This window comes from Brevundimonas sp. NPDC046655 (assembly GCF_044901625.1).
Classification (GTDB): domain Bacteria; phylum Pseudomonadota; class Alphaproteobacteria; order Caulobacterales; family Caulobacteraceae; genus Brevundimonas.
The window spans coordinates 45276-58442 of record NZ_JBJDPV010000005.1 but is presented as its reverse complement, the minus strand read 5'-3'; the positions used below and the strand labels follow the sequence as shown (position 1 = coordinate 58442).

The window sequence follows — 13167 nt, the reverse complement described above, 5'->3', positions numbered from 1 at the left end:
TCAACTCAGGCTTTCAGTCTGTCCAGCACCAGGCGATAGCCCTGGTGCGGCATGTCCTTCAGGGAGCGCGCGACGCGCACCACGGTGGTCGGGCTGGCCGAGGCCGCCACCGCGATCTCGCGATAGGTCTTGTCCCCGCCGTCCAGCAGCCGCGCCACCTGCCACCGCTCGCCAAAGGCGCGCAGCTCGGCGGGGGTGCAGAGGTCGGACAGGAAGGCGTCGGCCTCCGCCCGCGTCTGCAGCGAAAGCAGGGCGTCCAGCAGGGCGGTCTTGGCGGCGTCGGTGCTCATGGCGCGTTCCATTATGCTGTAACAATGGAACGGTCAACCCGCTTCTGCTGCTTCTGCGAGTGGCGGGAGTAGCCGCTACGTTCGATCCGTCCTATCTCCGCTCCCATGACCAAGGTTCTGATTATCGGCGCGGGACACGCGGGGGGCTCGGCGGCGGCGCTGCTGAGACAATATGGCTTCGACGGCGAGATCGTCCTGGCGGGCGAGGAGGCGGCGGCGCCCTATCAGCGGCCGCCTCTGTCCAAGGCCTGGCCGAAGGGGGAGGCGGGTCTGGAGGACCTGCTGCTGCGCCCCGAGAGCTTCTACGCCGAACAGAAGATCGACCTGCGCACCGGCGTCACCGCGACCGCCATCGACGCGGACGCCAAGTCTGTCACCTTCGCTGACGGAACGGTCGAAGCCTACGACGTGCTGATCCTGGCCACCGGCTCGATGGCGCGCAAGCTGGCCATCCCCGGCGCTGACCGCCCCGAGCTGCTGGAACTGCGCACCCTGGAGGACGCCGAGCGGCTGAAATCCGTGCTGGCTCCCGGCAAGCGGCTGGCCGTGGTCGGCGGCGGCTATGTGGGCCTTGAGGCGGCGGCCTCGGCTCGCGCCCTCGGCGCCGAGGCGGTGGTGATCGAGCGCATGGACCGGGTGCTGGCCCGGGTGGCGTCGGAAACCCTGTCGACCTTCTTCACCGACCTGCACCGCCGCCACGGCGTCGAGATCCTGACCGGCGCCGAGGTTGCGGGCTTCGAGGACGGCGGCGTGCGTCTCGTGGACGGCGGCCTGATCGCCGCCGACGCCATCCTCGTCGGCGTCGGCGCCCTGGCGCGCGAGGCTTTGGCGCGCACCGCCGGTCTGGCCTGCGAGAACGGCGTGGTGGTGGACGAGAACGCCCGCACCAGCGACCCCGCCATCTACGCTATCGGCGACGTCACCCACCGCCCCATCCCGGTCCACGGCGGCCGGATGCACCGTCTGGAGAGCGTGCCCAACGCGCTTGAGCAGGCCAAGCAGGCCGCCGCCGCCATCGTCGGCCGCGCCGCCCCGGCGCCCGAGGTGCCGTGGTTCTGGTCCGACCAATACGATGTGAAACTTCAGATCGCCGGTCTGCCCTTCGACGCCGACCGGCAGGTGGTGCGCGGCGACCCGGCGTCGGGCAGCTTCGCCGTCTTCCACCTGAACGGCGACCGCATCGTCTGCGTCGAGGCGGTCAACGCCCCCGCCGAATTCATGGGCGGGCGCCTGCTGATCGGCAAGGCGACGCCTGTGGATGCGGCCCTGCTGGCCGACCCCTCCATCTCGATCAAGGCGGTGGCCAAATCGGCCTAGGGGGCCATCCGATGACGATGGTGTGACATCCCTGCCGCAATTGCGATTTAGTCGCAGGAGTCAGATTGTCGCACCCTGAAAAGATGATATTGCGAGCCGGTCTCAATCTTAACTGACTGGCTGCTCCCCCATGTCCGATCGCTCCACCGCCCTCAAGGCGCTTCTGTTCGCTTCCAGCGCCGCCGGCATGCTGTGCGCCTCGCCGGTTCTGGCGAACGACAAAGCTCCGATCGCCGCCCCGAATGAAGCGGCGGACATCACGCAAGACGCCACCACCCTGAGCGCCGTCGACGTGCACGGCCAGCGCATCAAGCGCGAGCCCAAGGACCCGCAGTTCGTCGCACCCCTGGTCGACACGCCGCGCTCGGTCACGGTGATCCCGCAACAGATCATCGAACAGACCGCCGCCACCTCGCTGCAGGACATCCTGCGCACCTCGCCGGGCATCACCTTCGGCGCGGGCGAGGGCGGCCAGCCCCTGGCCGACCGTCCCTTCATCCGCGGCCAGGCCTCGGGCAACAACATCTTCGTTGACGGCATCCGCGACACCGGCGGCCAGCAGCGCGAGGTCTTCAACCTGGAGCAGGTCGAAGTCATCAAGGGCCCGGACTCGGTCTATTCGGGCCGCGGCTCGGGTGGCGGCAGCATCAACCTGGGCTCCAAGACCCCGCGTCTCAGCGACTTCACCAACGCCTCGATCGGCGCCGGCACGGATTCCTATGTGCGCGGTACGGTGGACTTCAACCGCCAGCTTTCGCAAACGGCGGCCCTGCGACTGAACCTGATGGTCGGTCAGGGCGACATCGCCGGTCGCGACTCGGTCGACTTCGACAAGTGGGGCGTCGGCGCCTCGTTCGCCGTCGGTCTCGGCACGGACACGACCCTGACGGCCAGCTACTACCACCTCGACAGCGATCAGATGCCTGACTACGGCATCCCGCTCTACACCAAGCTGGCGGGCGCCACGGGCCCGCGTCCGGACGCTTCGGGCGTTCTGGATGTCCCCTATGACAGCTTCTACGGCCTGAAGGCGCGCGACTATCTGACCAATACGGTCGACTCGGTCACGGTCACCCTGGAGCGCCAGCTGACCGAGAACCTGAAAATCCGCAACGTCACCCGCTACGCCGAGACGCTGAACGACTATGTCGTCACCAACCCGGGCGACGGCGGTACGGCGCAGCAGGTCAACGGCGTCTGGTGGATGAAGCGTGGTCTGAAGTCGCGCTGGAACCCCGCCGACACCTTGGCCAACGTCACGGACCTGACGGGCACGTTCCAGACGGGCGGTCTGAAGCACAGCTTCAACCTGGGCCTCGAGCTGTCGTCCGAGAAGAACGACAACGCCTCCTACACCGTCACGACGCTTACCGGCACGGCCTGCCCGGCGCCCCTGACCGGTCTGGACTGCACCCAGGTCTATAATCCAAACCCCAGCGACCCTTGGACGGGCACGAAAACGCGCGGTCTGGTCAGCTCGACCGATACCCAGTCGACCGGAATCTACGCCTTTGACTCGATCAGCTTCGGCGAGAAGTTCATCGTCAATCTGGGCCTGCGCTGGGACGACTACTCGGTCGACGCCACCAACGCCTCGGGCACGGTGACGGCGCCCGTCTATACCTCGGTCCGCTCGGACTGGGACTTCGTCAACTATCAGATCGGCGCGGTCTACAAGCCGACCGCCAACACCAGCATCTACGCCTCCTACGCCACCTCCTCGACGCCGCCGACCATTTCGGCCGGCGATCAGAACGGCGGCACGGGCACGGGCACGGGCAACCTGGCCACGACCCTGCTGGATCCGGAAGAGACCGACAGCTTCGAGATCGGCGCCAAGGCCAACCTGTTCGGCGACCGCCTGGCGCTCAGCGGCGCCCTGTTCAAGACCGTGCGCAAGAATGCCCAGATCCAGGTCGAGCCGGGCGTCTATGAGCAGGCTGGCGAAGCCGAAGTTCAGGGGCTGGAACTCGGCGTCTCGGGCAATGTCACCGACAAGTGGCAGGTCTTCGGCGGCTACACCTGGATGGATTCCGAGCTGACCGAGGGCGCCTACAACAACGTCAACGTCGGCGACTCCCTGGCCAATACGCCGGAGCATACCGCCAGCCTGTTCACCACCTATCGCCTCATGCCCAAGCTGAGCCTGGGCGGCGGCGTCTACTATGTCGGCAAGTCGTTCGGCGGCAATCAGGGCGGCGCCGGCGGCGGCGCGAACCGCATCTACGCCCCGGCCTACACCCGCGTGGACCTCTTCGCCTCCTACGACGTCACCGACCGCGCCTCGCTGCAATTGAACGTCCAGAACGCGGGCGATGAGGAATACATCATCCGCACCAACGGCGTTCACCACGCCGACGTGGCGCCGGCCCGTTCGGCCATCCTGACGTTGAACGTCCGCTACTAAGAGACGGCGTTTCGCGCCATCATGTCGGCCCCGTCGTTCATCCGAGCGGCGGGGCCGATGCGTTTTTCCCGGTGAGAGAACCATGCTGCTGCATATCCCCGACGTCTTCACCAAGGCCGAGGTCGCCGCCCTGCGCCGGACCCTGGACGCCGGCCCCTGGGCCGACGGCAACATGACCTCGGGCCACCAGTCGGCCACCGCCAAGAAGAACCTTCAGTTGCCCGAGGACAGCGCGGCGGCGCGCGAAGTCTCGGCCCTGATCGTCCAGGCCCTGAACGCCAACCCCATGTTCGTCTCGGCCGCCCTGCCGCACACGATCTTTCCGCCCCTGTTCAACCGCTACGAGGGCGGCGGCGAGTTCGGCGTCCACGTCGACAACGCCATCCGGCAGCGCGGGGATGTGCGTATCCGCAGCGACCTCTCGGCCACCCTCTTCCTGTCCGAGCCCGAGGACTATGACGGCGGCGAACTGATCATCGAGGAGCTGTATGGCGCCCAGTCGGTCAAGCTGCCGGCCGGCGACCTGGTCCTCTATCCGTCCAAGAGCCTGCACCGGGTCACGCCCGTCACGCGCGGCGACCGCGTGTCCAGCTTCATGTGGCTGCAAAGCCTGGTCCGCGACGACGCCGACCGCGAAAGCCTGTTCCGCCTCGACGTGGCGACCCAGCGGGTGAACCTGGAGAAGGGGCCGAAGGATCAGGCCGTCATCGAACTGACCGGCCTCTATCACAACCTGCTGCGACGCTGGTCGGAGGTCTGAGGCAGGATTCTCCCTCCCACTTGGGGGAGGGTGGCTGGCGCGAAGCGTCAGACGGGTGGGGGCGGCAAGGCTATTCAGGCGCCGCGCCGATATCGCCACGCCCTCCCCACCCGGTCGCTGCGCGACCACCCTCCCCGAACGGGGAGGGAGAGCCGTTGCGCTCTATTCAGTAAACGTCGCGCCGATACCGCCCGGCGTCCGTCAGCCGCGTCAGTCGCTCCTCGCCCAGCGCCACCTCCAGCGCCGCGTGAACGCCCTTGGACATGCCTTCCAGACTGCCGCAGACATAGACATAGGCCCCGCGATCAACCCAGTCGGCCATGGGCCGCGCGTGCTCGGCAACCAGCGACTGGACGTAGCGGTTCTCGCCGCCGTCGCGCGAAAAGGCCCGGTCCAGACGGGTCAGAACCCCCGACGCCAGCCAGGCCTGCAGGTCGGCGTCATAAAGCGCGTCGTGGGCCCGTGTCCGCTCGCCGAACAGCAGCCAGGCCCCGCCGGTCGCCTCGTGCTGCGCCCGCGCCTTCAGATGCCCGCGCAGACCGGCGATGCCGGTGCCGTTGCCGATCAGGATGATGGGGGCCTCCGGCGGCGGGGCGTGGAAGCCGCGGTTGGCGCGGACCCGCATGGCTGCCTCGTCGCCGATCTGCGCGTCCTGCGTCAGCCAGCCCGAGGCCAGACCCGGCGTCCCGTCCGGGCGCGTCATCAGGCGGATGCAGAACTCGACCCGTCCGTCCGAGGGCAGGGAAGCGACCGAATATTCGCGGCTGGCCGGCTGTTCGCCGTCGCGGACGGGCAGGCCGACCTCGGCGATGTCGCCCGCCGTCCAGTCGGGCGTGTGGTCGATCGGCTCGAAGGCCAGATGCCAGGCCTCGCCGCCGGGGCTGCCCGCGTTCAACAGGGTCCGTTCCACCAGACGCCAGCGGTCATAGGCGGGCGGGGTCCAGTCGGGGGCGGCGGTCGAGCCCGTGATCTGGTTCAACTGATGCTGCCAGTGGCGGATGGCGCCGGCATCGCCATTGTCGACCTCGACCCGGTCGAACAGGGTCTGGGCGCCGCAGCCGTCCAGCCAGTCGCCGACCGCGTGGCCGAAGCTGCAATAGGCGTCATAGGCGCGATCGCCCAGCGCCAGTAGGCCATAGGAGAGGTGCGACAGGTCCACATCCGCCGCCATCACCTGCCGCACGAAGCGGGCCGCGCTGTCGGGGGCGTCGCCCTCGCCGGTGGTCGAGGCGATCACCAGCAGGCGCCGCGCACCCCTCAGCGTCTCCAGATCCAGATCGGCGAACGACAGGGGACGCGCCCCCACGCCGCCGTCGCCCAGCGCCCGCGCCGTCATCCAGGCCAGTTCCTCGCCGAAGCCGGTCTGGCTGGCGAAGGCGATCAGCAGGGCGTCTTCGCCAGCCGCCTCGGCCAGGGCGCGCGCCTGTTCGGCGGCCTTTCTGGCGGCGGCGCGCACGCGCCAGACGGTCAGGCCGATCAGGCCCAGCCACAGGATCAGAGCGACGCCGGCCCACAGCCAGCGGGTCAGGTCGGCGGTCACGGTCAGGCTTCTTCTTCGTCCATCATGGCGGCGAAGGCGGGCGTCATCCGCTCGACCAGGCCGCGCGGCGTGCGTTCGACGAAGTGCGCCGCGATCTGCATGGCCTCGGCGAACTCCGGCCCGTCATAGGGACCCAGCACGGTCAGGGCCGTGGCCAAGGCGTCGGCGCGCATGGCCGAGGCGTCGAACACCGTCACCTGGGCCAGTCCATTGTCTACCGGCCGTCCGGTCGAGCCGTCGATGGTGTGGGGATAGAGGCGCTCGTCATGCACGAAGGCGCGGCGCCAGTCGCCCGATGTGGCTACCGCCACGTCGAACAGGGCGGCCACCGTGTGCGGCGTGGGCGATCCCGGCACGGCCTCGATCTCGACCCACCAGGGCTGGGCGTCCGGCTTGACGCCGCGCCCCAGAAGTTCGCCGCCGATCTCGACCAGATGCGAGGTCGCGCCCATCGCGGCCAGGCGGGCGGACACCCGGTCCACGGCGTGACCCTTGGCGATGCCCGAGAAGTCCAGCTTCATGCCGCCCACCTGCACCGCCGCCTGCGCCTCGCGGTTCAGCCGCAGCTTCTGCCAGCCGGACACGGCCAGCGCCGCCTCGATCTCTTCGGCGGACGGCAAGGGGTGGAGCGGATCGCGCGGCCCCGGCGGACCGAAGCCCCACAGATCGACCAGCGCCCCGAGGGTTGGATCGACCGCGCCGTTGACGTCGTCGGCCAGATCCAGAGAGGCGTTCAGCAGGCTCCAGAAGTCGTCCGACAACTGCCACGTCCCGGCGGGGGCGTTGTTGAAGCGGCTGATCTCGCTGTCCGGCGTCCACGGGCTGAACAGGGCGATGATGCGCGCCAGCTCTTCCTCGACCGCCGCCTGAAACGCGCCCTGCGCCACGCCCATCGGGGGAACCAGACGCACCGACCAGGTGGTGCCCATGCTTTCCCCCGACAGCGACCAGATCAGGTCGCTGGGCGGCCGCTCCGGCGCGCGGGCGCTCGGCGGGATCAGGACGCGCGTGTCCTGACGGCCGTCAACCGCCGCTCCGAGCTGGAGCGGCGGCGGCGCCGAACTGGAGCGTTTCGAGGTCAGGGCAGGACTTCCAGCGCGCCGTTCCACGAGGCGTTGGAGCCGGGCTGGCCGTTCACGCCCGCCGTGCGCACCGAGGCGCCCAGCCAGTAGAGGCCGGCTTCCGGCCAGGTCACGCTGAAGGCGCCGTCCGCGCCCGTCTTGACCGTGATTTCCTCGGGGTTGTTGCGGTAGCGGGTGCCTCCGCGCGCGATGGTCACCTCGACATTGGCGGCGGGCTGGCCGTCCTTCAGCAGCTTGAAGGTGGCGGCTTCACCGGCGGCCAGGTCGTTCGGATGGGTGACAGCGGCCAGTTCCAGACCCTTGCCGACCACGGCCAGATCCGTGGGCTCACCGAGCGTCACGAAGGTTTCGGTGCGGCTGTCGGTGCGGACGGCCTCGACGTCGGTGGCGTCTGCGGGCAGGGCGCCGGGGAACTCGGCTTCCGTCCCGCGCCAGCGCTTCTGCTCGCCGCCCTGCTTGTAGCTGGCCATGAAGCCCGAGCCGACATTGGCGACGCGATAGGTGCCGGGCTTCGACAGGTGCAGGTCGAAGCTGGAGCGATACTTGGCCTGATGGACGTTCTCGGCCTGGGCGGTCGAACCGTCCGGCGCGGTGATGGTCAGGCCGGCCAGACGCATGGCGGCGTGGTCGGGGATGAAGACCCCGTTCGACATGCCGGCGTCGAAACCGACCCAGGCGTCATTGCCTGACAGGACGGTCGAGGTCGGGGCCAGCCAGGCGCGGTGCGCCTGAGCCGAGAGCGGCGCGGCCAGAACGGCGGCCAAGGTCAGGAAGGCGAATGTCTTCTTCATGGTCAGGGTCCTTAGCGGGTCACGGCGACGCGGACGGCGCCCAGTTCGGTGGAGCCGGTTCCGGCGGCGGTGTTGGCGGCGCCCCAGCGGAAGGGCACGCGGACGACCTCGCGGCCGCCCAGTTCGCGGGCCGCCTCGACGACGATGTTGTACTGCCCGGCGGGCAGGTTGCGCAGGCGGGCGGCGGGCACGGTCACGGCGTGACGGCCGGGGGCCTTGGTCGGGCCGGACACGCCGTCGGCGGGCATGGCCATGGCGCGGCCGCCCTTGCGCCACCAGGTGCGCAGGTCCTTCAGCCAGTCCTTGCCGTCGCCCTCGTTGTTGCGGGTCTGCTGGTACCAGACGGCCAGGGTCTGGGCCGTCGTCTGATCCGGCTTCTCGATCCACACGGCCACATAGGGGCGGTGATAGGAGGCGCTGGCGATGCGGGGCAGTTCGACGCTGACGCTCAGGTCGGCGGCGCTGGCGACGGCGGGCGCGGCGGCGAGGCCGGCGGCGGTCAGGACGAGAGGGAGCTTGCGCATGGGGAGGAACTCGTCAGTGGATGAAGAGGAGGGCGATAACGACGGGAATGAGCAGACCCAGGGCCACGATGGGCCAGGTCGAGGGACGGCCGCGGGCGTGCAGCCACAGCAGGGCCAGACCGGTGACGGAAAAGATCACGCAGGCCACGGCGAAGACGTCGATGAACCAGTACCAGACCTTTCCGGCGTTCCGACCCTTGTGCAGGTCATTGAGGTAGGCGATCGCGCCGCGCGTGGTCTTCTCGTGCACGGCCTCGCCGGTTGAACGGTCGATGGTCAGCCATCCGTCGCCGCCGGGCGTGGCCAGGGCGACATAGATTTCATCCGCCGTGGTCTCGGTCGGCTTGCCGTCCACCTGCACCTTGAAGGCCTCGGCGGCCCAGCGCGCGACGGGGGCGGGGACCGGATCGGTGGTGTCTTCCGGGAAGTCGGCCAGACGCGCCAGCAGGGGCGCGGGCAGGGTCGCCGTCGCCTCCTTCGTCACCGGCTCGGCGGGAATCTGGGCGGCGTGGTTCAGGGTGATGCCGGTCGCCGCGAACAGGATCATGCCGACCAGGCTGACCGCCGCCGAGATCCAGTGCCAGCTGTGCAATTGCTTCAGCCAGAACGACCGCTTGGCGTTCAGCGCCGCCTTCGGTTTGGCGGCGATCTTGGCGGGATTTGCAGCGGCTTCACTCACAGACAGGGCTTTGCCATATTCTGCGAACGATTTGCAATACCGTTTAGGCGTCGGAATGTCGCGGGGCGGATCGTCGTTCAGTAAGTCAGCCGCACTCCGGCGCTGAGCGAGCGCGGCGGGCCGAAGCCTTCGACGCCGGTTCCCGTTTCCGAGACCTCGACCTCGGCGTTGAACAGATTGTCGGTGGCCAGCCACAGCGAGGTCGTCTCATTCATCCGCCAGTCGGCCCGCAGGTCCGCCGTTACGGCTGCGCCCAGCACCCGGCTGTTCAGGTCGTCCTCGAAGCGCTTGCTCTCATAGCGGGCGCGCGCGCTCAGGCTCAGGCGGTCGCCGGCGCGCCAGTCGACCCCCGCCGTGGCGCTCCAGATCGGGGCCTGGGCGGGACGCAGGCCGGTCAGTTGCGGCGCGGCCGACCCGCCGTCCACGCGGGCGTCGGTGACGGACAGGGCGGCGCTCAGGTCCAGACCGCCGCGCAGGGTCTGACGGGCGGTGATCTCGACGCCCGTCGCTTCGATGGTTCCGGCGTTCCGGCGTTGGCGCAGCACGCCGCCCGCCGGGATGAAGCCCGCGCGGGGGAAGGTCCCTGGGCCTTCGCCGAGGGTGACGTTGACGATGGCGTCCTCGATCCGGTTCCAGAACAGGGTCGCGCTCAGCGCCGAGATCGGTCCCTCGAAGGCCAGTCCGGCCTCGACGCCTTGCAGGGTTTCAGGGACCAGCGCCGCATTGGCCTCGGTCAGGTCGTTGCCGACGCGGAAGGGCCGGTGTAGTTCGTTCAGCGTGGCGGGCCGGAAGCCGGAATAGGCCGCCGCCCGCGCCGCCCAGCCGCCGCCGATCATGCGCCGCGCCGCCAGACGGGCGCTGATCACCTCGCCCGAGCGTTCGGGGTCAGTCTCGTCCAGCGTCGGCGCACCGGTAGCCAGGTCCCGCTCCAGCCGCCGGCCGTTCTGGTTTTTCCAGCTGTCCAGCCGCAACCCGCCCGCCAGAAGCCACGGCCCGCTCTGCCACGAGCCCTCGCCGTAGATCCCCGCCACCGACGTCTCGCCCCCGGCGACGCGGTCGCGGGTGAAGGCCCCGGCCATGTAGCGGAAGCGCTCGTGCGTCTCGCCTGCGTTGAAGCGAGCGTCGGCGCCCACCTCCCACTCCAGTCTTCCGCCGCGAACCGACCGCTCGGCCCGGCGCAGGGCGGCGTTCAGGCCCCAGCCGGTCGCGGGCGTCTCATACTGGTCATTGGCGGGCGTGGTCGTCGCCCGATCCGCCGCCACGGCCACCGAGGTGTTGGCCAGATCGCTCTCGCGCCGCCAGGCCTGCAGCCGCCAGCCGTAGTCGCCCTCGGTCGGACGTTTGGCAGCGGTGGCCGACAGCACATGGCCGCTGGCCGTGGCCCGCGCCCCCGCCAGACCCGAACCGCGATCCTCCTCATAGGCCGCCGCCCGTAGCGACAGGGCGGCCTCGCCGATTGGCACATCGGCCCGCAGCGCCGCGCCCTTCGCCTCCAGATCCAGCCGCGCGTCCGCCGCCCCGGCCGTCGGCCCGCGCACGGGGACATAGCCGTCGCTGGTCTCATAAAGGACCGACCCCGTCAGCCGCGCCGGCCCCGCATCCACCCCGCCCGACCCCGCCAGCCGCGCCCCGCCGCGCTCGGCGAGCGAGGTGTCCAGCACCCCGCCGCGCTCGCGCTCCCTCAACTGGATGACGCCCGTCAGCGCCCCCGCGCCATAGGGACCGGCCCCGGCGCCGCGCACGATGTCGAGGCTCTCGACGCTCTCGGTTGGAACCTGCGACCAGATCACCCAGCCGCCGAAGGGATCATTCAGCGGCGCCCCGTCCAGAGTCACCAGCGTCCGTCCCGCCCCTGACGGGGCGATGGCCCTCAGGCTGATGCCCTGGGTCGTCGGATTGGCGGCCAGACTGGAGGTGCGCCGGAACAGGGAGACGGCGGGAATCGTCGCCAGGGCCTCGTCCAGCCGCGTCGCGCTCGACAGCGTCTCCTCGCCCAGTCGGATCACCGAAAAGGCCGCCTCGCTCGCCGCCGGGGGCAGGCGCGCGGCGGTGACGATCACCTCGTCGAGGGTGGTGGTCGGGGCGGCGGGGGGCGTGTCCTGAAGCATCAGGCGGGACCATAGCCCAGGCCCGCGACGCTGGCGCGCCCTTAGGCCGCTTCGGCCACTGCATGACGCGACAGGGCCAGTCGGATCGCGTTCAGCAGGGCGTCGGGCTGGATCGGCTTTTGCGCCACCCCGTCCATGCCCGCCGCCAGATACTCGGCCTCGTCGCGCGGATCGGCGTTGGCGGTCAGGGCCAGGATGGGCACGACGGAGGCCGCTCCGGGCAGGGCGCGGATGGCCCGCGTCGCCGTCACACCGTCCATCACCGGCATCTTCACGTCCATCAGGATCAGGTCGAACGGGGCGATCATCGCCCGCTCCACCGCCTGGCGCCCGTCCTCGGCGGTCTCATGGGTGCAGCCGAACAACTCCAGCACCTTGCCCGCGACGAAGCGGTTGGCGGCGTTGTCGTCGACCACCAGGACGTGCAGGGTTTCGTGCGCGGTCGGGGCGGCGGTCCGGTCCTCAAGGCTGCGCGCATCAGCCTCGGCCAGCGGCAGGTGCAGGTCAAAGCGGAAACGCGCCCCGCCGGCGGGCGAACGCTCCAGCGCCAGCGTCCCCTCCATCCGCTCGACGATCTGGCGGCAGATGGCCAGGCCCAACCCCGCGCCGGCGCCCTGTCGGCCCGCCTCGCCGGTGTTGAACGGCTCGAAGATGGCGGTCGCCGCCTCGTCGCTGATCCCCGGCCCGCTGTCGTCGACCACGGCGTCCAGCCGCACCCGGCCGTCGTCCAGTCGCGTGCCGAGGCTGACCTCGACCGCGCCCCGGGTGGTGAACTTCAGCGCATTGCCGATCAGGTTGTTGAGCAACTGCTTCAGCCGCATCTCGTCGCCGACGACCCAGCGCGCGGCGGCCGTGTCCGTCGTCACCGTCAGGCGCAGGTTCTTCTCCTCCGCGCGCGGTCGCCACAGGGCCGACAGGTCGGCGGCCACCGCGTTGAGATCCAGCGGCGCGGGCTCCAGCGTCAGGACGCCCGCCTCGGCGCGCGACATGTCCAGGGCGTCGGTCAGCAGCCGCAGCAGGCTGTTTCCCGAATCCAGAATGGTGCGGACATAGGGGCGCAGGGCGTCTTGAGTCAGTTCGCGCTCCATCAGGGCGGCTACCCCCAGCACCCCGTTCAACGGCGTGCGGATCTCGTGGCTCATGACCGCCAGGAACTCGGACTTGGCCCGGCTGGAGGCGCGGGCCTCAGCCTCGGCGCGGGCCAGGTTCTGGGCCAGTTCGCTCATGGCCTCGGCGCGGCGCTTGTGGATGGCCACGCCCGCCTGCAGCACGTGCAGCCCGGCGCCGACCCCGACGTAGCGCCCGCGCGAGACGACGATGAAGCCCTTCAGCAGGGCGCCCAAGCCCGCCGCGTCCATCGACTGGAACAGCACGTCCGCCGAGGCGTCGGCCTCGACCATCAGCGGATCGGGCTCCATCAGGGCCGAGACCGGCCGACGGGCGTAGAGGGCGCGGCCGAACTCGGCGGCCATCTTCAGGGTGAAGGCGTTGCGCTCGATCAGGCCGACGGGTCGACCATCGGCGTCCACCACGGCGATGACCAGGGTGTCCGGCTCGGCCTGAAACCGGTCGAAGGCCTCGGCGCCGGGCGCGTCGGGCGCCATGGGCGGCGCCGTCTCGACGAAGTCTCCGATCCTGGCCATCCTGACGCCCCTTCCGCGTTTTGCGA

Annotated in this window: 11 protein-coding genes; 3 read left to right on the top strand and 8 right to left on the bottom strand. The window is 70.1% G+C overall.

What is annotated here, in order from left to right:
* Positions 1–5 precede the first annotated feature (5 nt).
* The gene (locus ACI2KI_RS13815; protein ID WP_404620974.1) at positions 6–302 is read right to left on the bottom strand and encodes a YerC/YecD family TrpR-related protein; all 297 of its coding nucleotides are present in this window, start codon (positions 300–302) and stop codon (positions 6–8) included.
* A 93-nt stretch (positions 303–395) separates the two neighbouring features.
* Between ACI2KI_RS13815 and ACI2KI_RS13810 the strand changes: the two genes are divergently transcribed.
* The 3 genes from ACI2KI_RS13810 (at position 396) to ACI2KI_RS13800 (ending at position 4774) form a co-directional block, all read left to right on the top strand.
* Complete coding sequence (locus tag ACI2KI_RS13810; RefSeq protein WP_404620972.1) at positions 396–1607, top strand: NAD(P)/FAD-dependent oxidoreductase; 1212 nt, start codon at positions 396–398, stop codon at positions 1605–1607.
* Positions 1608–1737: 130 nt separating this feature from the next.
* The gene (locus ACI2KI_RS13805) at positions 1738–4014 is read left to right on the top strand and encodes a TonB-dependent receptor (protein WP_404620970.1); all 2277 of its coding nucleotides are present in this window, start codon (positions 1738–1740) and stop codon (positions 4012–4014) included.
* A gap of 82 nt (positions 4015–4096) precedes the next feature.
* Entirely contained in the window at positions 4097–4774 is a 678-nt protein-coding gene (locus ACI2KI_RS13800) for a Fe2+-dependent dioxygenase (protein WP_404620968.1), read from the top strand.
* A 166-nt stretch (positions 4775–4940) separates the two neighbouring features.
* On the opposite strand, the gene ACI2KI_RS13795 is transcribed toward ACI2KI_RS13800, so the two are convergent.
* The 7 genes from ACI2KI_RS13795 to ACI2KI_RS13765 form a co-directional block, all read right to left on the bottom strand.
* Positions 4941–6314 carry a sulfite reductase subunit alpha gene (locus ACI2KI_RS13795; RefSeq protein ID WP_404620966.1) on the bottom strand — a complete coding sequence of 458 codons (1374 nt, stop codon included), beginning with the start codon at positions 6312–6314 and terminating at the stop codon, positions 4941–4943.
* 2 nt (positions 6315–6316) lie between these two features.
* A complete protein-coding gene (locus ACI2KI_RS13790) occupies positions 6317–7423 on the bottom strand; it encodes an FAD:protein FMN transferase (protein ID WP_404620964.1) in 1107 nt (368 codons plus the stop codon).
* Positions 7393–8187, bottom strand: coding sequence for a DUF4198 domain-containing protein (locus ACI2KI_RS13785; protein ID WP_404620962.1), 795 nt, complete (start codon positions 8185–8187; stop codon positions 7393–7395). Before ACI2KI_RS13785 ends, ACI2KI_RS13790 begins: the two co-directional genes overlap by 31 nt.
* An 11-nt stretch (positions 8188–8198) precedes the next feature.
* Positions 8199–8711: a DUF2271 domain-containing protein gene (locus ACI2KI_RS13780; RefSeq protein ID WP_313472438.1), complete on the bottom strand. Its 513-nt coding sequence runs from the start codon at positions 8709–8711 to the stop codon at positions 8199–8201.
* 13 nt (positions 8712–8724) lie between these two features.
* Positions 8725–9390: a PepSY-associated TM helix domain-containing protein gene (locus ACI2KI_RS13775; protein ID WP_404620960.1), complete on the bottom strand. Its 666-nt coding sequence runs from the start codon at positions 9388–9390 to the stop codon at positions 8725–8727.
* Between the two features lie 77 nt (positions 9391–9467).
* Positions 9468–11498 (bottom strand): TonB-dependent receptor, encoded by a 2031-nt coding sequence (locus tag ACI2KI_RS13770; RefSeq protein WP_404620958.1) that lies wholly within the window; start codon positions 11496–11498, stop codon positions 9468–9470.
* Positions 11499–11539: 41 nt separating this feature from the next.
* Entirely contained in the window at positions 11540–13141 is a 1602-nt protein-coding gene (locus ACI2KI_RS13765) for an ATP-binding protein (protein ID WP_404620956.1), read from the bottom strand.
* Positions 13142–13167 lie beyond the last annotated feature (26 nt).